This window comes from Paraburkholderia sp. JPY419 (assembly GCF_050435705.1).
Lineage (GTDB): Bacteria > Pseudomonadota > Gammaproteobacteria > Burkholderiales > Burkholderiaceae > Paraburkholderia > Paraburkholderia youngii.
This window is the reverse complement of record NZ_JBNDKV010000001.1, coordinates 58,333-81,526: the sequence shown is the minus strand read 5'-3', so window position 1 is coordinate 81,526 and position 23,194 is coordinate 58,333. Positions and strand designations below refer to the sequence as shown.

The following is a 23,194-nucleotide window of genomic DNA, read 5'->3' as shown; positions in this document are numbered from 1 at the left end:
AAGCCTTGATGTCTTATTTGAACCGCTTATCGAAACTGGTGCTGACGCGCCAGACGCTGGTGCTCGCCGCGATCCTCGTGGCGGCTGTGGCTGTCTGGTTCGTGGGGCCTCTGATCGCTTTTGGCGACTACCGGCCGCTCGACAGCGTGTTCTCGCGCGCGCTGTCGATCGTCGTGCTGTTGTTGCTGCTGTTGTTCTGGCTGCTCGGCTGGTCGCCGGGCGTCATCGGCGTCGCGTTGCTGTGTGTCGCGCTCTGGTTTTTCGGACCGATACTCGCGTTCGGCGAAACGCATCCGCTAGGCACCACATGGTCCCGCGTGCTGCTGATCTCGGTGCTGCTTGCCTGCTACGCGATCTATGGGCTGTATCGCCTGTGGCGGGCAGTGCGCAGCGACGACGTGCTGCTGCAGCGCGTTCTGAACCCGTTCACGAAGAAGTCGGCCGCGACCCCTGTCGCACGTGACGAAATCCGCGCGCTTCACGCGGTCGTCGCGAAGGCCATCGACAAACTCAAACGCATGCGCGGGGGACCGGCGGGGCTGCGTCGTCTGCTCGAAAGCCAGCGCTATCTGTACGAACTTCCGTGGTACATGGTGGTGGGCTCGCCGGGCGCCGGCAAGACGACGTTGGTCCTGAACTCGGGTCTGGATTTTCCGGAGGCGGAGCAGATGGCCGCAGCGTCGCTGAGAGGCCGCGTCGAAACGGAGAATTGCGACTGGTGGTTCGCGAACGAGGCGGTGCTGATCGATACCGCTGGCCGTTATACGGTTCAGGACGCAGCATCGCAAGACGCCGCGAAGATCGACGTCAAACCGGAAGACCTGAAGAGCGCGAACGAGGCCGAATGGCGCGGCTTTCTCGGACTGCTTCGTAAGCGGCGCCCGCGCGCGCCGATCAACGGTGCGCTGCTGGCCGTTTCGGTCGAAGAGTTGTTGACGCGCCCCGCGTCCGAACGAAAGGCGCTCGCCGCGTCGATGCGTGCGCGGCTTGGCGAGCTGCGCCAGCAGTTAGGGATTCGATTCCCCGTCTACGTACTCGTCACGAAGCTCGATTTGTTGCCCGGCTTCGGGGAGTATTTCCAGTCGTTGACGGCGGAGAGCCGCGCGCAGATTTTCGGCTTCACACTGCCTTATCAGGAGGAGCCGGAACAACACGGCCGCGACACATTGCGCGTGACCTGCGCGGCCGAGATGCGCGAGCTGGAGCAGGGACTCGAAGACAGCATCAACACGAGGCTGCAAGAGGTGTACGAGGTCGATCTGCGCAAGAAGCTTTATGCGTTGCCGTCTGAATTTCGTAGCCTGTGCGCGGAACTCAATGAACTGCTTGCGCTGGTGTTTCTCGATTCGAAATACGACGACACACAATTGAACAGCACGCTGCGCGGCGTCTATTTCACGAGCGCGGCGCAAACACACGGGGCCGTGTCCGCCGACAGCACCACACTGTTGCAGCGGCTGCGTCGCGGGCTTGCGGGTTTGTTCGGCGCCGCGCCGAAAACGGTCTCGCCGTCATCCGGTGGCGCTACGCCTACCGCCTATCGCGGCTATTTCCTGCGCAATCTGTTTCAGCACGTGATCCTGGCCGAAGCGCATCTGGTGCGGCCAAACCTGTACTGGGAAATCCGTTTCCGCGCGTTGCGTGTTGTCGGGCATCTGCTCGCGATCGTCGTCGCGGTGTGGCTAGTCGGTGCGCTCGTCGTTAGCTTCGGCAATAACCGCGAGTATCTTGCCGCGATCGACGCCAAGGCCAATGGGCTCGCCGCGCGGGTCCTGTCGCAGCGCAAGGCGCCGCAGCCCGGGGCGATGGGGTCGATGCTGTCAGCGTCGCGTGACCTGCCGCAGTTCGAGGGCATCGAACTCGACAGTCCCGGTCTCGCATGGCGCTACGGGCTGTACACGGCGCCCGCCATCAGCGCCGCCGCCGGCGAGACCTACGACGATCTGCTCAAACAGATGTTGCTGCCGCAAGTCATCGGCCGGCTCGAAACGGTGCTCGATACACAAATCGGCGCGCAGGACGCGGACGGCGTTTATCGCACGCTGACGGTCTATCTGATGCTGTTCGACCGCTCGCACTACGACGCGAAAGCGATCAAGGCTTGGGTGCTCGGCGACTGGGAGCACGCCAACAGCGTCGCACCGCTCGGCGAGCGCAGCGTGATGGCGCGACACCTCGACGCGCTGATCGGGGAAGGGGTGCCCGCGGTGCCGGCAAAACCGGTGAATGCGCAGCTAGTGGGTCGCGCGCGCGAGTTCCTCGGCCGCAATCCGGCGTCCGGACGGCTCTACGAACGCGCGATGAACAGCATGGCGCCGGAGGCGCCCGAGAACGTCACGCTGCTGAGCGCCGCGGGTCCGCAAGCCACTACCGTGTTCATGTTGGCCAACGGCTCGACGCTCGCGCGAGGCATCCCCGGTCTCTATACCTACGACGGCTATCACGCGGTATTCAACAAGCGCCTGCCGGAATTTCTCGAGCAGGCGCGCAAACAGGACGCGTGGGTGATGGGCGAGGCCGATACATCGACGCGGTGGCGGCACATGGCAAACGGCAACGCGCTGCGCAAGGACAAGCTCGCCGACGATATCCGTCGCCAGTACTTGACCGACTATGGCAACTATTGGAGCCAGTTTCTCGACGACGTGAGACCGGTGTCCGTCAGCGAAGGCACGCTGGCGCCCGATCTGCAGACGCTGCGCACGCTGGCCGCGCCGGATTCGCCGCTGGCGAGACTCGCGCGAACCGCCGCGCGCGAGACGTCGCTGTCGGTCGCTGACGGCGCGGACGAATCGTCGGCCGCCGGGAGTGCCATCAACGGGATCATGCGTCGCTCGCAGGCGGCGCGCGCCGCGAGCGCCGTGGCCGCAACCGCCACCATCGGTCAGCTCGCGCAGCAGAAGATGGAACGTGAACTGGTCGACCGACGCTTTGCCGCGCTGCGCGAAGTCGTGACCGGCCAGGCCGATAGCGGGAGCGCGCTGCCTGGCGGCAGCGGCGTGCTGCAGCTGGGCGGCGTCATCGGGCTGATCAACGAGCAGTACACGCGATTGACGACCGCCGGCGACGTGCTCGCCACCAACAGCATGCCGCCCACGGACGACCTCGGCGCCACGATGCAGCTCGAGGCGCAGAAGCTGCCGCCGCCGTTTCGGGCCGTGCTCGTGGGACTCGCGACGCAGTCGATGCGCAAGGTGGACCGCAACGTCGGCTCGCTGCTGACGATGCAGGTCGAATCGAGCGTTGGCGCGCAATGCCGCCGTGCTGTCGAAGGCAAATATCCGTTCGTCGCGAGCGTTCAGGAAGTCGACATCGACGATTTCAACCGCGTTTTCGCGGCCGGCGGCCTGCTCGACGACTTCTTCCACAAGACGCTTGCCAGCCGTGTCGATACGAGCATACGGCCGTGGCGCTATAAACCGGTCAGCCCCGGCATGCCGCCCATGCAGGGACCGAGCCTCGAACCGTTCGAGCGCGCCGCGGCGATCCGCCAGACATTTTTCCGCGATCCCGGCGCGAGCCGGATGTCGTGGAATGCGGGCCTCAAGGTCGTGTCGCTGGACCCCGAGATTACCGATCTGCTCATCGACGTCGACGGGCAAAGCCTGCGCTATGCGCACGGTCCGGTCACGACATTCCCGATCACATGGCCGGGGCCGCGCGGCGGCTCGATGGCCGGCCTCACCGCGAATCCGCGCGTGCGTCCGGACACGTCGACCGTGATGACCGAGGGTCCGTGGGCGCTGTTCCGTCTGATCGACCGGGGTCGTGTGACGTCGACATTGTCGTCGAGCCGCTCGGCAGTGGACTTCAATTTCGACGACCGGCACGCGGTTATCGAACTGACATCGGGCGGGCAGTCGGGACCGCAACTCACCGCGTTGCTGCGGGATTTTCGTTGCCCTGGCAGTGGAAACACGCTGGCAAGGCGAACGGACGCGTCGTCAGGCACCGCATCGTCCAATGAGCTGTAGCGCCTTTTCGATAAAGAGAACTTAGAGGAGTGCATGTCAAGTAATCCCTTGAACGCGATAGGTGTGCAAAGCCGCGCAGTGACCGTATCCAGCGCGGCGATACCGAAGTGGCCGGCTCAGAGCGCGGACGGACTGACGCAGCCGGCGCTGCAGTTCATGTCGCTGAACGGCGACGAGCATCTCGGCAAGCTGTTCGAATACGAACTGCTGTTGCGCACGCCCGACGATTACACGGTGCCGCTTGCCGTCAGTGCGAATCTCGACCTGAAGGCGCTGCTAGGCAAGGAAATGACCGTCGCAATCGACCTCGAGCCGAGCGCCGATCCCGAAGCGGCTCAGCGCGAAATCACCGGACTCGTCGCCGCCGCGCAATACCTGCGTCGGGAAGGCCGCTACAACGTCTATCGTGTCGTGCTGAAGCCTTGGCTGTGGCTGGCCACCTTGACGACCGACTACAAGATTTTCCAGAACAAGACGGTCATCGAGATCATCGACGAGGTTCTGAAGGACTATCCGTATCCGGTCGAAAAGCGTCTCGACGTGAGCCGCTATGCGCTCGAGGGTGAGAGTCCGACCAACGAGCCGCGCGCGTTCCAGGTCCAGTACGGCGAGACCGACTACCACTTCATTCAGCGCCTGATGGAGGAGTGGGGCATCTACTGGTTTTTTGAGCATGCCGACGGCAAGCACCGGCTCGTGCTGTGCGATCACATCGGCGCGCACCGCCAGTCGCCGAACTCCGCATACCGAACGCTCGCGTTCCAACCGCAGAACGGCAAGACCGACACCGAATACATCAGCGCGTTTTCGACGGCGGAAGTTTTGTGCACCGGTCACTATGTGACGAGCGACTTCGACTTCACGCGTTCGCGTGCCGACATGCGAGCGATCAATCAACAGCCGCGCGATACCAGCTGGAACCTGCTCGAGCGCTACGACTGGCCGGGCGACTACACCGACGGCAACCACGGTGAACTGCTCGCGCGTACGCGCATGGAAGCGCTGCGCGCGCCGGGCACGCGAGCGCAAGGCGAAGGTAACGTGCGCGGACTCGCGTGCGGGCAGACGTTTGCGTTAACCCACTACGACCATACGGCTGCGAACTGCGAATACCTCGTGATCGGTACGAAACTCGCCCTGATCGGTACGCCGGATGAATCGGGTAGCGGTTACGAGTACACCTGCCGCAACAAGTTCGACGTACAGCCGACGAGCGAAGTGTTCAGACTGCCGCGGGAGACGTCGAAACCGATCGTCAGCGGGCCTCAGTCGGCTGTCGTCGTGGGTCCCGAGGGCAAGGAATTGTGGACCGACGAATTCGGTCGCGTGAAGGTCCGCTTCGTCTGGGACCGCTATGGCCGCAACGTCGAAACCGACTCCTGCTGGGTCCGTGTGAGCCAGGCGTGGGCCGGTCAGGGTTTCGGTGGCATCTATATTCCGCGCATCGGCCAGGAAGTCATCGTCGATTTCTGGAACGGCGACCCGGATCGTCCGCTGATCACCGGGAGTCTGTACAACACGGTGACGCGTCCGCCTTATGAGTTGCCAGGCAACGCGACGCAAAGCGGTTTCATGAGCCGGTCGATGGAAGGGGGCTTGCAGAACTACAACAGCATTCGCTTCGAGGACAAGGCGGGTGCCGAGGAATTCACGGTGCAGGCTGAGCGGGACATGAACCGCCTGACGAAGCTCAACGAATCGCACGTGATCGGTGCCGACTACACGATCGGCGTGGCCGCGGCGCACAGCATGACCGTTGGGGCGACTTCCAGCACGGTCGTTGGCGGCACGTATTCGATGAGGGTGAAGAATGTTGCCTTCCATTCCGTGGATCTTGGACAGTTCGTTTCGATCGGGGGGCTCGACGAGACTGCGGTTGGGGGTGCCTCCACTCTGACGGTAGGCGGGGCACGTACGGTCACGGTCGGTGGCGCGTCAACGCACGCGGTGGGCGGAGCCTATTCGCTGTCGGCTGGAGGGGTGCTGTCCATCGTGTGCGGCAAGTCGTCTCTGACGATGAACAAGGATGGCGAGATCAAGCTCATCGGTAAGTCGATCCGCATCCAGGGTGACACCCGAGTTGTGGTGCAAGGCACGCCGCTGGACCTCAACCCCGGTGACATGGAATGCGGTAGCGCAGTGACGGTGCCGGTTCCTTTAGTGGTGCTTGATGCGCTGGACGTTCCAATTATTCCGCCGCCGCCTTCGGAGGAACCACTTCCGACGATAGATCCACTTCCGACGGAAGAACCGCCGCCATCGGAGGCGCCGCCGCCGTCGGAGGAGCCACCGCCATCGGAAGAGCCGCTGCCTTCCGAGGAGCCACCGCCATCGGAAGAGCCACCGCCATCGGAGGAGCCACCGCCATCGGAGGAGCCACCGCCATCGGAAGAGCCGCTGCCTTCCGAGGAGCCACCGCCATCGGAAGAGCCACCGCCATCGGAGGAGCCACCGCCATCGGAGGAGCCGCCACCGTCGGAAGAGCCGCCGCCGTCGGAAGAGCCACCGCCGTCGGAAGAGCCGCCGCCTTCGGAGGAGCCACTGCCTTCGGAAGAGCCGCCGCCGTCGGAAGAGCCGCCGCCGTCGGAAGAGCCGCCGCCATCGGAAGAGCCGCCGCCGTCGGAAGAGCCGCCGCCGTCGGAAGAGCCGCCGCCATCGGAAGAGCCACTGCCTTCGGAAGAGCCGCCGCCGTCGGAAGAGCCGCCGCCGTCGGAAGAGCCGCCGCCATCGGAGGAGCCACCGCCATCGGAGGAACCCCCGCCATCGGAGGAGCCCCCGCCATCGGAGGAGCCCCCGCCATCGGAGGAGCCCCCGCCATCGGAGGAGCCCCCGCCATCGGAGGAACCACCGCCATCGGAGGAGCCACCGCCGTCGGAAGAGCCACCGCCATCGGAGGAGCCGCCGCCATCGGAGGAGCCACCGCCATCGGAGGAGCCACCGCCGTCGGAAGAGCCACCGCCATCGGAGGAGCCGCCGCCATCGGAGGAGCCACCGCCGTCGGAAGAGCCGCCGCCGCCGTCGGAGGAGCCACTGCCGTCGGAGGAGCCGCCACCGTCGGAGGAGCCGCCACCGTCGGAGGAGCCGCCGCCATCGGAGGAGCCGCCGCCGTCGGAGGAGCCACCACCGTCGGAGGAGCCGCCGCCATCGGAGGAGCCGCCGCCATCGGAAGAGCCACCGCCGTCGGAGGAGCCGCCACCGTCGGAGGAGCCGCCGCCGTCGGAAGAGCCGCCGCCATCGGAGGAGCCGCCACCGTCGGAAGAACCGCCACCGTCGGAGGAGCCGCCGCCATCGGAGGAGCCGCCGCCGTCGGAGGAGCCGCCGCCGTCGGAGGAGCCGCCGCCGTCGGAAGAGCCACCGCCGTCGGAAGAGCCACCGCCATCGGAGGAGCCACCGCCATCGGAGGAGCCGCCGCCGTCGGAAGAACCGCCGCCGCCGATTGAAACACCGCCGGCAACCGGCAACGACGCGTAACAGCGTATTTCGCAATACCGTGCAGCCGGCGAATGCCTTCGCGCATCGCCTGCACGGTCTTTCAATTTTCATTAGGAGAAAATCGATCATGTTTCCAGCGGCTCGCAAAGGCGATGCGATCGGACATGGCGGTTCGATCGCCGGGGGTTCCCCGACGGTCTTCATCAATCAAATGCCTGCGGCGCTCGTCGGTATGAGCTCTGCCGTTTGCACGCTGCACCCGGGCTCCCAAGCTGTGGTCGCGGGTTCGGGGACGGTGTTGATCAACAACCTGCCGGCGGCATTGGTTGGCGGCAAGGTTTCGTGTGGCGCGCCGTGTTCCGCTGGTTCGCCAGACGTGCGCATCGGTTCATGATGACGACTGTAGCCACGTGACGACGGGTCTCGCGGGAATCGGCGCCGAGCTGGTCAGACTGCCCGGCGTCGTACTGCCCGTCGCCTGTGTCGGACCGTTGGTCGATCGCTGTGAGCGCCTCGGCGACCTGGTCGACCGCTTTCGAATGCGTCGTGCGCTGTCTGGCATTCTGTGCGGCTCGGTCGATGTGATCAGCGGCAGCAAAATCTGCCTGCCTGCCGACGAAACCGACTTCCGGCTGCGAGGCCGCCTTCCGCTCGCATGGTCGCGTTGCTATTCGAGCGCGCAGCACGCGCTCGGACTGCTTGGCGTCGGTTGGCGCACGAACTGGGAAGTCACGCTGCATAAGCGGGACGATCAACTGCTCTATACCGACGAATACGGCAGCACGCTCAGCGTGCCGTGTCCCGAGCGGGGGACACAGGTAATAGCGTCGGCTGCGCAATTGCACATCGCGCATCGGAGCGACGGACGCCTCGTCGTTGCGGATCTGACGCCGCATTACCGCGTGTTCGGCGACTTCGACGCCAACGGAATCGCACGGCTCAAATACGTCGAGGATCTGCGTCAGCAGCGGATCGGCCTGATCTGGGACCCCGACGGGCGCTTGCTGCGCATGCGTGGGACCTGCGGCCACGAGCTGCGCATGCACTACGAAGCGCGGATGGGACCGCGTCTGAGCGCTGTCGAGTGTGTCGACGGCGGTCCAACCGGCGCGCTGGTTCAGTACGGCTACAGCCAGCATGGCGAACTCAACGAGGTGCGCAACCGGGTCGGCGAAATCGTGCGTCGCTTTGCATACCGCGATGGGCGAATCGTCGAAGAAGGCGACGCGCTCGGCATGGCAACACGCTACGTATGGCAGACGATCGGCGGGGCCGCGCGCGTGGTTCGACGAGTCACGTCGGAAGGCGCGCGTGATCGCTTCGCCTACGACTTCGATGGCCGGACCATTCAGGTCAGCGATGTCTTCGGCAACGCGGCGCATTGGCAATACGACGAGCAGGGCCGCGTGCTGTCGCACACGGATTTCGACGGCCGACGCTACCGGTTCGGCTACGACGCCGCCGTCGCGCCGGTCGCACTGCAACTGCCCGGCGAGCGGGAGGTTCGCATCGAATACGATGCGCTCGGACGCGTCGCGTGCGAGGCGGACCCGCAGGGCGCCACCCGCTCGACTCAGTATGCGTTTGCGTCACGCGAGCCCGTGTCGGTCGCGTTGAGCGATGGCCGTGCGTGGATGTGGGCACGCAACGATCGCCTACAGCCATTGCACTATCAGACCCCGTCGGGAGAATTCACGCGTTTCGAATATGGCGACGCTGGCGACGTCGTACGCTCGACGGATGCGCTGGGGACCGTCACGACCTTCGCGCATAACGCTTGGGGGCAGGTGACGCGTCGTACGGGAGTCGGCGGGAGCACAACGCGCTACGAGTATGACGTCAATGGTTACGTCGTGAGCGTTACCGACGCGCTCGGCGCCGTCACGCGAATCGAGCGCGATGGCCTCGGCCGGCCGTTGACCATCACGCGTCCGGACGGACAGGCCGAGCGTCATGGGTGGAATGCGGCTGGCCAGCGCACGTCGTTCGTTGGCCCGAGTGGCCGAAGCCGGCACTGGTATCGAGACCGGCGCGGCAATGTCCTACGCGCGGTCGACGAAGAGGGTCACGTGATCGTGCGTCGGTACGATGCACATGGGCGTCCGGTTCGAATCGAAGGCGCGAACGGCGCGGTGCAGGTGCTTCGGTGGAATGCGAGCAGTTGCCTGTCGATCACGGACGCCGATGGCGTGCAACGCAGCTTCGACTATGCGGCTAGCGGGCAGGTCCGTTGTCTCACGTGGAAGGCGGGCGAGCAACAGCGTTGCGAAACGTTCGACTACGACCGTGCGGGCCGTCTGACCCAGCGCGAAACCGCGCATAACCGCTATATATATTGCTACGGGCCGGGCGGATTGCTCGACTGCGTGATCCGCGAGCCGACACCGGAAGGCGAACTACTCGGTATCGGAGCGGATGAGATCCGCTTCGAACACGACGCCGGTGGCCGTCTGATCGCCGAGCACGGCGCAAACGGCACACTGCGTTACACGTACGACGCCGCTGGACGCGTTGTCGCGACTCAGCTGCCGCAGGGGCAGGAGCTGCGTACGCGCCGCTTCGAAACCGGCGACATCGCGTTCATCGAACTGGACGAACGGCAGATTGCGCGCTTCTGGTATGACGCGATGAGGCGTCCGGTTGCGCGCACGCAAGGTCGCTTGCGCACGCATACGGGCTTTTCGCCGCTCGGCTTGCCGGTGTGGTGGCGCTCGGTGACGGGGCGCGACGTGGCTACGCCGGGCTCCGCGACAGAATCTGTAACCGCATTGTGGCGCGAAGCCGATTACAGTCCCGCTGACCTGATCGTCAGGACAGGCGGCGAGAGCGACGGTCAGATGTGGTACGACTACGACCGGCGTGGGTGTCTGTTGCGATCGGTGTCGGAGAACGGGGACATCGAGTATTTCACGTGGGACGCCGCTGGCAATCTGCTCGATACGCCTGGCGGCAGCTGGTTCCCGGCCGTGTATCCGGACCACCGGTTGCGGGAATGCCGGGGACATCGTTACGACTACGATGTGTGGGGACAATTGGTGCGTAGAAGCGGCCGCGACCATACGCTATCGCTTGATTGGGATGCGGAGGGGCGCATCATCGCCGCGCATCGCAACGGCTATACCGTGCGCTACCAGTACGACGCAATCGGTCGGCGTATCGCGAGGCGTGTCGAATCCACTGCGTCGCGGCGCACGCAGCAGCTATCGATGCCGGAGCGCGACGAGCTCACGCGCTTTTTGTGGCAAGGGCACAGACTGATCCAGCAGCACCGCGCGATGGAACTGCGCACCTACCTGTATCAACCCGAGCCCGACGGCTCAACCGGCTTCGCGCCGCTCGCTCGCGTGGACCAGACCCTCGCCGATGATGGCGCGATCAAGAGCACGCAGGTCTATCACTATCACACTGACGTGGCCGGTACGGCCGTCGCGCTCACGGACGAGACGGGCCGGGTGGTATGGCGTGGGCGTTATCGTGCGTGGGGCGGTCTCGTGACGCCGGAGTGGCAAAGCAGCGACGCGTTTGCGCAGCCGCTTCGCTATGCCGGCCAATACGCCGACGATGAAACCACGCTGTATTACAACGGCGCGCGTTTTTATGATCCTCACGCGGGCCGCTACATCAGCCCCGATCGCAACGGCGAAGCCGGAGCCAGTCCATACCGCTACGCGCCGAATCCGCTGACGTGGTGCAATCCTCTTGGCCGCGCGACGCCGGAAGCGTCTTGGTGCGTCGTCGTCGCGGACGCGTCATGCATCGATGACGCGTCGGACCCGGCTCAATACGTTGCCGGCGTCGTCGAACAACTCCACGACGTAACTGGCTGGGACCCGGCCAAGTTCTGATTCGAAAGTCAGATGGAAGTCGAGCCAGTCGTTTTTCCGGTATCGGGAAAGACCGCTGGCGTCGACGGTTTCCCGGCGCAGCTGCGTCTCGCCATTGTCGTAGATCACCACGGCAACCGACGTTGCGGCCGGCAACGCGTGCTCGACGCCGGGCGTGAGCACATGCCTGTCGAATCCATTCCGATGTATGCACACACGGACGTCGTTTGCGCGTAGCAGAGAGGCCTTCCATGTCGCTTCGTCGGGACGTTGAGAGCCCGGGACAGGCGGATCGTCGTCCAATACCGACTGCTGAACTCCGCGCCACTTGAAGCTGATGCCCGCGTAGGCCTCATAATCGGCGAGCGTGCGTTCGGCCCCGAGTCCATACTCGCCGAACTCGGCGTCAGCCAGCGTTTGTCCGTCGATACCGAGCAGCGCACGATTGCGCTGCAATGAGCGCTCGTTGCGCTCATGCCAGGGCTCGTCGATTTCGCCCCGTTCCTTGGCCTCGTGACTGTGATCGTTCCACATCTTGACGCGGTAGGAACGCAGATATTCGTGCCACCCGATCAGCCTGTGCGGACTGTACAGGTCATAGCCGTGGGTGAACGCACGGACGGCAAGCGAAATTTCTTCGCCGTGAAAGAAATAGTCGGGATCGTGCCGGACCACTTCGGCAAAGTGACCGTCGGCAAATGCGAAGTGTGCGCTGAAGAAGCGCGAACGGACCGGGCGAGCCCGGGTTCTCCAGTCGGAAAGTGTCTTCGAGCGGAACAGGACGACCCCTTCCCTGGAAAACCTCGCATAGGCCAATATCCTCGGCTCGTCGCTCGATCGCGCATCGTCGTTTTCGGGGTCGTACATCGGAAGGTAAGCGGTCAGAACCGGTTTCGGGCTTTCATCGCGTAGCGATTCGAGCATCTCGATTGCGAGCGTGTCCCATCCGTCGACGAAGCGGTGGTGCGAGTCGAGTTGCAGCGTGTAGCGCTCACCGCTGTATCGCTGCTGGACCAGATTGCGGGCCCAGCATGCGCCCTGCGTCATCATGTGGGGGACGTCGATCAATTCGACCTTCGCTTCACGATGACCGAGATGGTGAACGGTCCAGTTGTCGGCCTGTTCGGCTCGCCAATCGCCAAAGCCCTGCTGCCAGAACTGGATCATCGTTTCGTCGTGCGCATGCTGCCAGCAGACGATGATCCGCAACAGATCTGGCCTTCCAGCTTTGTCGATCAAATCCAGCAGGGTGGGGACCAACTGCGGGTCGCGATAACTCGCGATTTGCACGAAGATCGAGTTCGGTGGTGCGACGGGTATCTCGGTCATGCTAGTTGCTTCTGGTAGACGTTCGCCGTTGACAGTCGGCTTAAAGAATGGTCATCGTGACTGTTGCGGTTGCCTGGATCTTGCCGGCGGTTGGCGTCGCTGTGCCGACGCGCAGCACGGTCGCCTCGAGTGCGAACGGCGATTGCATCGCGCCCCGCGGTGCGTGGACGAGGGTGCTCGACGGATCGTTGGGCCGGAAAACGGTTTTGCTTGAAACGTCCCGCAAACGAATCGCAAGATGCGTCGCGCCGGTGTTCTTCAACATGCTGCTATCTTCGGTATCGGGGGTTCCGGAAAGTGCAGCGGTGATCGAAGCCGGTGGCGTGGGACCGGTGCAGAGCACCGTAAAGTCGACTGGCTGGGTCGGCCCGCTCGTGGTCGACACATCGCTTAGGCCGAACGTGCCGAAATCGATGTTCAGTGCGCTGGTATTGACCGAGCAACTCGGAAGAACCTTGACGTTGATGCTGCCGCCTGTGATCGTCACGACCCGACTGCCGTCACCATCGGCAATGCCGGTTCCCAAGGTGTTGAACATCACGTCGACGTTGCTCGCGATGTCGCCGGTTTTGACCAGTTCGATCAGGAACTGCGAGCCAATGCCGAAGCGACCGTAGATCACCTGATTGGGCTCGCCGGCGGGAAAGGATGGCGTAAACGGAAGTGGCGAATTCGTGCCGCTCGCGCGAAGGTAGGTCACACGAAAGCCGATTCCGGGAACGTTGGTGTTATAGACCCCTGACATCGTGGACGGCGTTGCGTTGAAATAGCCGAATGTGACCGTGCCCCCGTTGGTGCAGTCCGCGAAGTTCCCATAGGTAGCGTACGCCGGCGACAAGCCCGTGGCGATCACCGAGCCGACCGGTAAGCCCGGATCGATCGATACCGAGCTTTCCTGAAACGGTATGTTGACCGCTATTGGATACCCCGCGATGTAGCCTTGAGACAGCAGTTCGGAGATTTGTGCAGGCTTCAACTGGGTGCAGGTGGCGAACGCGAAATGGGGTATCGCGAAGCAAATCAGGATAAAAAATTGAACGAGTCTTTTCATTGGAGCTTGTTGGTTGACCGGCGGACTGTAGGGGCCGACAGCGGAGAAAGTACGCAGATGCGCGCACATTGCCTCAACCGTCGAACTCATCCCATTTAGCGAGTAAATCGGCGGGAATGATATGGGCGAGTTCTGAAAACCGTTTGCCGACCATTCGTTCCGACTGGCGCAGCAAAACAATGACGGGACTGCTCGGTTCGTTTTGCTCGAACCACATGCGTGTTTCCTGAATGGCTGCGAGCGCGCTCCAGCGATCCGTTGGACACGGCGCGGTGATTGGCGGATCGGCCGGCGCGTCGGACTGCGCCAGGGTTGCCGTAGCGACGCTAGCCGGCGCCGGTCCACGCACGATATCGTTGTCCTGCTCGTTGGCGTCTCGGGGGGCCGCAGGCGCCGGCGCGGACGCGCCGCCGCCGTCCACCCGATGCTGCGCGAATGGCTGCAGCGCTCGGGACAACGCGCCGAGATCGGGCGCATCGACGCCGAGCGTCTCATCGCACCAGGCAGCGATGCGCTGCGTCAGACCCTGCGCTTCGACCAATGCGGCAATCGCCGCGTCGCGTCGGCCCCACCATTCCTTTAGCAAGCGGGCGACGGATTCAGGGGCGAGCGCGTCCTTCTGGCGCGGCGTCGCGAATGATTTTTCGATATCGCGCAAATGCAGTTGCAGCCCGGCCGCCCGCGGCATCGGGATGTCGCGCGCATCGGCCAGCATGCCATCCGGTTCGACGAGTCCGCCGATCGCGTTGGCGAACATCGCCGGGTCCGGTTCGCCTTCGAACACCGGCAGCGGGTGGAGCGCTTCGCCATAGCATTCGAACATCGCCAGCAGCAAAGCCAATCCGTCGCGCAGGCCGGCCGCGCCGTCGAGCCGGGTTCGACAACGCAGCAGGATCACCGCGAGGCGGATGTCTTTCGTGCGCAGCAGCAGCGCGCGGCAATCGCGTTCGATGTCGGCCCAGTTGGCCGTTGGCGGCACGTCGACGAAGTCGCCGTACTGCGCTTCGGCGCGTGGGGCCGCGGCCGCCTGGAGCATCACGAAAGCCGGATCGTATTCGAGATCGGGACCGCAAGGCGCGTGCGCCGACACCGGTTCGAGCAGATCGGCGTAGCGCAGCACGACGGCGGGAGTGTTGGCGTTCATGCGAAGGAACTCCGGGGTCGGTCGTTGTACTGTTCAGGTTCGAAAACCATGCCGACGACCGGAAGGTCGTCGGCGGAATCACCGAGCCACGTCGAGTAACCAAGTCTCTGAGACGTGCCGATGCAGGCGGGTGGCGCCGCGCGCGGGTTGACGAGCAACTTGACCTCCCACGCGTATTCATGGCCGACGAAGGCCCGCACCCATTCGACGAACGTCGGCAAGTCCTCGCCATGCGGCGTGAGGCGCAGATACTGATCGAGGTCGAGCGGACCGACGACGAGCCGGAACTTGTGTTGCCGGTCGGGAATGGCCTCGCCGAGCTGCGCGCATTCACCGATGATCGCCGCGGGCCCCGGCACCCCGAGCCTCGTATGTTCCGATGCGCACAGGTGGATCCAGTGCGGCACGAACTCCTCGATTGTCATCGGAACACCGAAGTAATGCGAGAGCGTCGCCTCGATGCCGTGCGGCGTTCGCGCCTCGCGCACGAGGTGCGCCGCCGCGCTGTAACGCGAGTGCGTGGGCAGACAGGACTGCCCCGCCTCGGCCGGATCGACGCCGATCAGACTGGCGACGTAGAACGAAAACGTTTCGTCGCCGGCACGGTCGAGCGACGCGGTGGCTTGCCCTGAAGCCCACGCGCGATAAAACTGCGACAGTGCGCGGTGATGGAACAGATCGACGAGCCCGACGAGCGCATGATCCTGGTGGCTTTCGACACGACTGTGCGCCAGCTCCGTCATATGCAGCGGCAGCGGCCCTTGCGGCCCCCACAGGCCGAGCCCGAACAGCCGCACGTCGAGGCGGCCGTCTCGCGTGCCGAGCGACGCGATTTCGCGCGGCGCAAAGGCCAGTGTGGGCTGCTGACCGATCCGGAACGGCTCTTCTTGCGGCAGGCTCGCGGTGCCCGGCAACGGCATCAGCGGGTCGCGCGCGGCGATCGCGCGCAGCAGGCTCAGGAAGCCGGACTGCCACGGCGTGTCGGGATCGAACCAGGCGTCGAGCGATTGCGGATCGAGCGATGATCGCGTCGGCGCAACGTCGCTCGCAAATGTCCCAGCCATGCTCATACCGCTCCGCGTCCGCCCATGCGCGGCCGCCATTGGGTGATCAGGCCACGTTGCATCGAACGAAGTTCGGTTTCCGTGAACACGTTGATCGAAACGTGGCGCGCGAGGTAGTGCTCGAGCACCAGGCCGAACAGATAAGGGCTGATGCCTGAGAAGCCGGTTTCATCGACCGTCAGTTCGCAGCGCACGCCACGCCCATAGACGAGGAGCCCGTCGCCCGGCAGACGCCGCACCACCGGTTCGGTGCGTGCACCGACCAGTGCCTCGATTTGCCGTGCCTGTTCGCGCTCGCCCGGCGCGATGAAGAGGCCGAGCATGTTGCGCAGCGCCTGGCCGCCGTCGCCGTGGTCGAGTTCGGCGAGCGGCATGTAGTTGAAGCTCAGCTGCCGGATCAGACGCCACGCCGTTTCACCGCTCGCGTACGGCGCGCGCGGCGCGCTCGGTGCATGCACGAGGCGTACGCCTTCGATCGGCACGGAGTCGGACATCGTGAGGTCGGATTTGCCGTTACGCGGAATCAGACGCGGCAGGTCACGGTTCGTGACCCACGCCTCGACCGACAGGTAGCGGATGTCGTCGGCGTACGGCGCCTCCACCTGATCGACGAGCGACACGTAGACCTCGGTGCCGATATACGGCGTGCGGGTGCCGTACCTGCGCGCATTGGCCGACAGCGCGCGCTGCTCGCGACGCACCGAAAAATAGCGGCCGTGGTTGCCCACGTCGCTATGCAGTGTTTGATAGAGCGGGTTGAATTCGACTTCGAGCGATGTCTGCGCCCGTTGACCGAATACGCGGGACACCGAAAAAATCTCATAGTCGAGCGGCCGGGTGCGGTCGGCGAGCAGATGAAAATCGGTTTGCGCTCGATTGATTTCGACGCGATCGGTGCGTTTGCGAAACAGGTTGATGACCGGTGTACAGAACAGCAGGAAACGCGCTGCGTCGACGTGCGTGGCAAGCTCTTCCGGCAGACGGTCGAGCAGCAGCACGATCTCCGCTTCCTTGCTGTCCACGCGCGCGAGACCGGCCGCGAGCTGCGTCAGCGCGAAGAAATAGAAGCGCTGGCGGCATGCGAAGTATTCCTGCAGCAGGTTGTGGCCGTGAAACGTATTCCAGGTAAGCGGCAGCAGGCACTGCTCCGCTTGCAGACCTTCGAATGTGACCGGCGTTTTCGCGACCACGTGCCCTTCGTCTCGCGACGCACCATACGCGCGCACGACCGAAGCGACGCTACCGGCATGGATCAGCTCGAACAGATGCGAAGCGATACGTTCGTCGCCACCGATGTAGATGGGCAGCCGGTCGAACTTCGTCATCTGGCTGAACTTCACTTCGCCGGTTGTGCGCAGGCGCAGCCGCAAAGCGCCGCGCAATTGCACGTGGGGCAACAGATGGCGATCGGTGTCGGGGATATCCGGCGGCACGGCGGTAAGCCGGGCTTCAACGATCTCGATAGGCCAAAGCGTGACGTCCTGGCTGCTGCGGAATTCGCACGCGGTTTGCTCGCCGGGCGGGATGGCCGAGCGCAGCATGCTATCCCGGGGCACTTTCAGCCCTTTCGTGAAATCGCCTTCACGCAGGCTCGGACGCAACTGCGCGACCGCGATCGCCGGCGTCGGCGCGACGTAATTCGGATAGACTACTTCGAGCAGGCGCTGCGTAAAGCGCGGAAACTCGGCATCGAGTTTGATCTGCGTGCGCGCCGACATGAAGCAGAATGCCTCGATTAGCCGCTCCACGTAGGGGTCGGCAACGTCGATGCCCTCCATGCCAAGGCGGCGCGCGATTTTCGGGTGCTGCGCGGCAAACTCGCCGGCCATTTCCCGCATGTACGTCAGTTCGCGGCTGTAGTAGTCGAGAAATTGCGGGTCCATGTCAATTTCCCCTGCCGGTATCCGCGTCGAACGTGACGTGATTCGTTTCGATGTCGAATGCGCTCTGGATGCGAAATTCCAGTGGATAGGGCGACCAGCGCATGAGGCCGTGAATCTCGAACACGAGCTGGCTGTAGCGTACGGGGTTCTCGCTATTGAGCGGCCGGATGCGCAGCGACTCGGGAATCAGACGCGGCTCGAAGCGCACGATTGCGTTGCGTACCATCTTCTCGACGGTCTCCCAGTTGCGACTGGCGAGGTAGCTGCCGGACAACGCGGGGATGCCGTAATTGACGACCGATTCGGCTAGCATCGGGTAGCGCGCGATGTCCATTTCGTCGTCCAGGTTCGTCGTGTTGAGCAGCAGGCTCAGATCACGCTGGATGATGCGGCGCATGCCTTCGCTGTTCGGCGCATAGGCGTCGGGCCGCTCGCTGCGTCGCGCGGGCGCGTCGTCGAGCAGGCGGTCGATCAGCGACGGCATATAGGCTTGCCGGTGCCGCGCGTCGGACCTGGTCATACGCGCTCGTCGTGATTGAACCGGCATTCGGCGATGTCGAGCAGGCCGATGTCGCCCTTGTCGGTGCTCCAGGTTTTCTGGCCGAGCGCGATCACGCCCGTTTCTCCAACGTCTTTCCAGGTGGTTTCGCGCGCGAGCCGGGTGGCAGCGGAGCCAGTTTCCGAGCCGGGATAGCGCACCGGCAGATAGCCGCGCAGGACAGTCGCGTCGCGTAGGCCCACGACGGCCGAGCGCCAGACGAGGTCGGTCAACGCGGTGACCGGACCGAGTGTCAGCGATTTCATCGAGTCGAACGGCACCCAGCGATAACCGCCGGCGACGGTCAGCTCACACACCGGACCCAGCCGGCTATCGCTATCGGTTAGCCACTCGAAATCGCCGATCTGCGCGCTTTCGCCGCGCGTGGCCGGCGCGGCGTCCAACGCGGCGCCGCGCAGTTCGTCGGCGGCAGCGAGGTTGCCCTCGCCGAGCTCGAGGTTGGCTTGCAGCAGTGTTTTCACCCATTCGGGCAGCGGCTCGATCTCGCCCGGCGTGCGCTGACCCGCGAACACCTCGGCGCGGAACATCTCGCTGCGGATCAGCCCGCGATACATCTGGGCGCGCGATGTGCCTTCCGGCTCGAGCGTGGCCCACGTCTGCAACTGCTGTAGCGCGCGGTTCCATTCGCCGTCCAGGCACAACAGCTCGAACAGCAGCCAGCGTTCGCGCACGTTCGACGGATGCTTGCGCACTTTGTCGACGGTTTGCTCCTTCAGTTCGCCGTAGGTCTGCGCGTCGAGCAGGCTGCTAAGGGTTGGAGGGTCCGACTTGGGCAGGTCAGCGGTTATGTTCATCTGAAAATGCAGGCTCTTCGTATTCGATCGATTCAGGCATGGCGATGTGGCTGTCCATGCTCACCAGGTGATGTTCTTCGCGTGCGAGCAGCGCGGTCCTGCTCGCACGGTTTGCGGGAATTCCGCGCGGCGCGAGCAGCGCGAGGATCTCGTGCGTTTGGTCCGCCTCGAAAATCTGCTCGGCGCCGAACGAGTCAAGACCATCGAGCAGGGTGTCGATGTTCTTCCCCTGCGTCAGCAGGTCGAACACGGACGCTTCCGTCTGCGACGGATCGACAAGTTCGGCGAACGGATCGGGAGGTGACCCGATGATCGACTCGCTCTGAGCTTCGGCCGACGCCTTGGGCTCGGGCCCGTTCTCGCTCTTCCGGTTCAGCAGCGCGTCACGGTATTCGAGCGTGAGCGCGGCGAGCGGGTCCGCTTCATTGATGTCGGCTGCCAGAAGCTTTGCCATGCCGTCGTGTCCGCCGCGTTCCGCTGAATGCGGTTCGCGCCGCAACTGCAGCGGATCGTCATCGTCCTCGTCGGCTAGTGCGATCAGGTCGCTGAAGTCATCCGGCTTCGTGAGCACGGGCTCGATCCGGTCCGCGGGCGGATTCACGCTCGACGGTGGTGTCGGGACGGATTCTTCAGGCGCGTTCGTATTTTCGAGAGGCGGGTTCAGTAACAAATCGGGCATAAGCTGAAGGTCGGGATGCGCGCTCGGAACAGCGTCAGACGGACACGCCACGCCGACGTGACCGTTTCGCGAAGCGGTACGAACGAGCCCGAGAGACTGGATGGTTCGTGCGAACGTCCTGAGCGCACCCGCTTCGAAAGGCGAATGGTCCCAGCGAGCGTGATATCCAGTCATGGCTTGGCCGGTATGCAATGGCGAATCAGATCTGCCTGTAAAGCGCGCATTGGTAAAAGACTCTCCCGACGCAGAAATAAAAGGATCACCAACTAAAAATGCGGTTGGCGCCTGGCAGATGTGAATGCTACTTCGCGCACCTCGAGCGGAATATGGGCGACGGCCCAAATACACGCAGCGATCGACCGGCTATCATTGTCGCTCGATCAGTGTGGCCAGCACGCTTTTTCGGATACCTGCGCGCGGTGTGCCGGATGCCACGGCAGAGCCACGCCTTTCCGCAACAAACATCTTTATTTGCAACGTCATCATGTCCATTTCACGCCATGCGTTGTTCGGCAAGCTCGGCGCGACGCTCTTCAGGAGCATCGAATCCGCTACGGCGTTTTCTAAGCTGCGCGGCAACCCGTATATCGAGCTGGTGCACTGGCTGCACCAGCTGCTCGCGCAGTCCGATAGCGACCTGCACCGCATCGTCAGACACTGCGGCATCAGCCGCGAACTGCTCGAGCGGGACCTGCAGAGGGCACTTGCCGCGCTGCCGTCCGGGGCGAGCGCGCTCACGGATTTTTCGCATCATGTCGAGACGGCAATCGAGCGCGCGTGGGTCGTCGCGACGCTGGCATTCGGCGACGGGCGGATTCGCGGTGCATGGCTGATGGCGGCGCTTGTCGAAACGCCGGACTTACGGCGCTTGCTGCTGGCCATTTCGCCGGAGTTCGGCAAGATTGCCGTCGACGGCCTTCACGATGCGTTGCCAGCCTGGATCGACGGTTCCCCCGAAGAGAAGGACACCCCGTACGACCAGAGCGACTTTTCGTCCGCGGTGCCGGGCGAGGCGTCCGGTGCGCTTGCAGCCTCGGCGAAGGGCGCGGCGGCACTTGCGCAGTTTTGCGCGGATCTGACCGCACGTGCGCGCGCCGGTGAAATCGATCCGGTGGTTGGCCGCGAAGTCGAGATTCGCACGATGATCGACGTGCTGTTGCGGCGGCGCCAAAATAACCCGCTTTTGACCGGCGACGCCGGGGTTGGCAAGACGGCGGTCGTCGAAGGTCTCGCGCGCGCAATCGCGGCCGGCGAAGTCCCGCCGAAACTTGCCGACGTGCGGCTGTTGAGCCTCGACGTCGGTGCGCTGCTTGCGGGCGCGAGCATGAAGGGCGAATTCGAGGCCAGGCTGAAGTCGGTACTCGAGGAGGCGGCGAAGTCGGCGGCTCCGGTCGTGCTGTTCGTCGACGAGATTCACACGCTGATCGGCGCCGGCGGTCAGGCCGGCACAGGCGACGCGGCAAACCTGCTGAAACCGGCGCTCGCCCGCGGCACGTTGCGCACGATCGGCGCGACGACGTGGGCCGAGTACAAGCGGCACATCGAGAAAGACCCGGCGCTCACGCGGCGCTTTCAGGTGCTGCAGATCGCCGAGCCAGAGGAGCCGTCCGCGATCGACATGGTCCGCGGACTTGCGCGCACGCTCGCGAGCCATCATGGCGTCGTGGTTCTCGACGAAGCGATTCGCGCCGCCGTGACACTGTCGCATCGCTATATTCCGTCGCGTCAGTTACCGGACAAAGCGATCAGCCTGCTCGACACCGCCTGCGCGCGCGTCGCGCTATCGCAGCATGCGCCGCCGCGCGAATTGCAGCGGATTCGCGAGCGCTTGCAAGCGGCGCGCGTCGAAGCCGAGCTGCTCGGGAACGAGGTGCGTATCGGGCTTGGCAGCGAGGCCGCGCTGGCCGACGTCAACGCGACCATCGCAACCCTCGAGTTCGAGGATCGTATTGTCGAAACCGCCTGGCAGACCCAGTCCGAGGCGGCGAAGGCGCTGGCGGCCGCGCGCGAGGCCGTGAGCGCGCGCGCCGCAGCAGGCGGACCCGAGGCCGACGCGCGCGATAGCGCGGCGAGCGAACTGCAGACGTTGCGCGAGCTGGAGCGCACGCTATCGAACCTGCAGGCGGCTACGCCATTCGTGTTTCCGGAAGTCGGCGAAGCGATCGTCGCCGACATCGTCTCTGACTGGACCGGTATTCCAGTCGGACGCATGATCACCGACGAGGTGAGCGCCGTGCAGATGCTGCCCGCCACGCTAGCGGCGCGCGTGATCGGCCAGCACGACGCTTTGCAACAGATCGGCGAGCGCGTGCAGACGGCGCGCGCCGGGCTCGCGGACCCGCGCAAGCCACTCGGCGTCTTCCTTCTCGCGGGACCGTCCGGCGTCGGCAAGACGGAAACCGCGCTCGCGTTGGCGGAGGCGCTCTACGGCGGCGAACAGAATCTCATCACGATCAACATGAGCGAATATCAGGAGGCGCATACGGTCTCGGGACTCAAGGGCGCGCCGCCGGGCTACGTCGGTTACGGCGAGGGCGGTGTGCTGACCGAAGCGGTGCGCCGACGTCCGTACTCGGTCGTGCTGCTCGACGAAATTGAAAAGGCGCACGGCGACGTGCATGAAATGTTCTACCAGGTGCTGGACAAGGGCTACATGGAAGACGGCGATGGTCGCTATATCGATTTTCGCAATACGACCATCCTGATGACCAGCAATGTCGGCGCCGATCTGAGCGCGAGCCTATGCGCGGACGAAATGCTTGCACCGGATTTTGACGGTCTGCGTTCCGCGCTTGCGACGGAATTGCTGAAGGCGTTTCCGGCCGCCTTCCTCGGGCGTGTGACGCTGGTGCCATATCGTCCGCTGGGCTCGGATTCGCTCGCGCGGATCGTGCGTTTGCATCTCGATCGCGTCGTTCGGCGCATGGCGGATAACAACGGCATCGCGCTGAGCTATGCGTCGGAGGTGGTCGACTACATCGTCGGGCGCTGCCTCGTGCAGGAGACCGGGGCGCGTCTTTTGATCGGCTTTATCGAACAGCACGTGCTGCCGCGCCTCGCACGGCAGTGGCTCGATGCGTTTGCAGCGAAAAGCGCGCTCACGCATATGACAATCGAGGTGACCCATCCGGCTGCGGCACCTGCCGATGCGCTCGTGGTCCGGGCTAGCTGCTGACGCATGCTCCGAATTTATTCGGGTTTCTTTACGACAGTTAATGAAGGCTGCCATTCAATCGATGCATCTCGCAAACACTCTTTTTGGCATTTTTTTTGCATAGCAATGGCGCTCGCGTTTGACATCGTTTTCACATGATGCATGTCCAATGCCAGCGGCACGATCGCCAGATCGTCAGAAATCGCCAATCGAAGGGAATCCTTAAAAATTGCTCGCGTTCCTTGAACGGAATAGTCTATAAAGACAAAAAGTTCCGCATCATGCGCATGTCTTTCATACAGTATGA

13 protein-coding genes and 1 pseudogene are annotated in these 23,194 nt (G+C 64.1%); 5 read left to right on the top strand and 9 right to left on the bottom strand.

The window, feature by feature from the left end:
- The first annotated feature begins 8 nt into the window (after positions 1–8).
- The 4 genes and pseudogenes from tssM (at position 9) to QFZ91_RS00360 (ending at position 11,251) form a co-directional block, all read left to right on the top strand.
- On the top strand, positions 9–3,974 hold the full coding sequence (gene tssM, locus QFZ91_RS00375; protein ID WP_429565830.1) for a type VI secretion system membrane subunit TssM: 3,966 nt from the start codon (positions 9–11) through the stop codon (positions 3,972–3,974).
- Positions 3,975–4,007: 33 nt separating this feature from the next.
- Positions 4,008–6,227, top strand: a pseudogene (locus tag QFZ91_RS00370) (type VI secretion system Vgr family protein); the annotation flags it as partial.
- Positions 6,228–7,533: 1,306 nt separating this feature from the next.
- Positions 7,534–7,800, top strand: coding sequence for a PAAR domain-containing protein (locus QFZ91_RS00365; RefSeq protein ID WP_176111993.1), 267 nt, complete (start codon positions 7,534–7,536; stop codon positions 7,798–7,800).
- 145 nt (positions 7,801–7,945) lie between these two features.
- Entirely contained in the window at positions 7,946–11,251 is a 3,306-nt protein-coding gene (locus QFZ91_RS00360) for an RHS repeat-associated core domain-containing protein (RefSeq protein ID WP_429566622.1), read from the top strand.
- Here QFZ91_RS00360 and QFZ91_RS00355 read toward each other — a convergent pair.
- The 8 genes from QFZ91_RS00355 to QFZ91_RS00320 are packed head-to-tail and all read right to left on the bottom strand — an operon-like array spanning position 11,156 to position 19,733.
- Entirely contained in the window at positions 11,156–12,559 is a 1,404-nt protein-coding gene (locus QFZ91_RS00355) for a GlcNAc-transferase family protein (RefSeq protein ID WP_429565829.1), read from the bottom strand. The two genes, QFZ91_RS00360 and QFZ91_RS00355, sit on opposite strands and share 96 nt — an antisense overlap.
- 40 nt (positions 12,560–12,599) lie before the next feature.
- A complete protein-coding gene (locus QFZ91_RS00350; protein ID WP_429565828.1) occupies positions 12,600–13,700 on the bottom strand; it encodes a fimbrial protein in 1,101 nt (366 codons plus the stop codon).
- Positions 13,684–14,754: an ImpA family type VI secretion system protein gene (locus QFZ91_RS00345; protein ID WP_429565827.1), complete on the bottom strand. Its 1,071-nt coding sequence runs from the start codon at positions 14,752–14,754 to the stop codon at positions 13,684–13,686. Before QFZ91_RS00345 ends, QFZ91_RS00350 begins: the two co-directional genes overlap by 17 nt.
- Positions 14,751–15,818 carry a type VI secretion system baseplate subunit TssG gene (gene tssG / locus QFZ91_RS00340; protein ID WP_429565826.1) on the bottom strand — a complete coding sequence of 356 codons (1,068 nt, stop codon included), beginning with the start codon at positions 15,816–15,818 and terminating at the stop codon, positions 14,751–14,753. The genes QFZ91_RS00345 and tssG overlap by 4 nt, the downstream gene beginning before the upstream one ends.
- A 2-nt stretch (positions 15,819–15,820) precedes the next feature.
- Positions 15,821–17,701: a type VI secretion system baseplate subunit TssF gene (gene tssF / locus QFZ91_RS00335; RefSeq protein ID WP_429565825.1), complete on the bottom strand. Its 1,881-nt coding sequence runs from the start codon at positions 17,699–17,701 to the stop codon at positions 15,821–15,823.
- 1 nt (position 17,702) lies between these two features.
- Positions 17,703–18,221, bottom strand: a complete 519-nt coding sequence (gene tssE, locus QFZ91_RS00330) for a type VI secretion system baseplate subunit TssE (protein WP_429565824.1) — start codon at positions 18,219–18,221, stop codon at positions 17,703–17,705.
- The gene (locus QFZ91_RS00325) at positions 18,218–19,054 is read right to left on the bottom strand and encodes a type VI secretion system accessory protein TagJ (RefSeq protein WP_429565823.1); all 837 of its coding nucleotides are present in this window, start codon (positions 19,052–19,054) and stop codon (positions 18,218–18,220) included. The genes tssE and QFZ91_RS00325 overlap by 4 nt, the downstream gene beginning before the upstream one ends.
- Positions 19,038–19,733 carry a TagK domain-containing protein gene (locus QFZ91_RS00320; protein ID WP_429565822.1) on the bottom strand — a complete coding sequence of 232 codons (696 nt, stop codon included), beginning with the start codon at positions 19,731–19,733 and terminating at the stop codon, positions 19,038–19,040. The genes QFZ91_RS00325 and QFZ91_RS00320 overlap by 17 nt, the downstream gene beginning before the upstream one ends.
- 484 nt (positions 19,734–20,217) lie before the next feature.
- On the opposite strand from QFZ91_RS00320, the gene tssH reads away from it, so the two are divergent.
- Entirely contained in the window at positions 20,218–22,908 is a 2,691-nt protein-coding gene (tssH, locus tag QFZ91_RS00315) for a type VI secretion system ATPase TssH (protein ID WP_429565821.1), read from the top strand.
- A 14-nt stretch (positions 22,909–22,922) separates the two neighbouring features.
- Here the strand turns inward: tssH and QFZ91_RS00310 are convergent, their stop codons facing one another.
- A complete protein-coding gene (locus QFZ91_RS00310) occupies positions 22,923–23,096 on the bottom strand; it encodes a hypothetical protein (RefSeq protein WP_429565820.1) in 174 nt (57 codons plus the stop codon).
- Between the last annotated feature and the right edge of the window lie 98 nt (positions 23,097–23,194).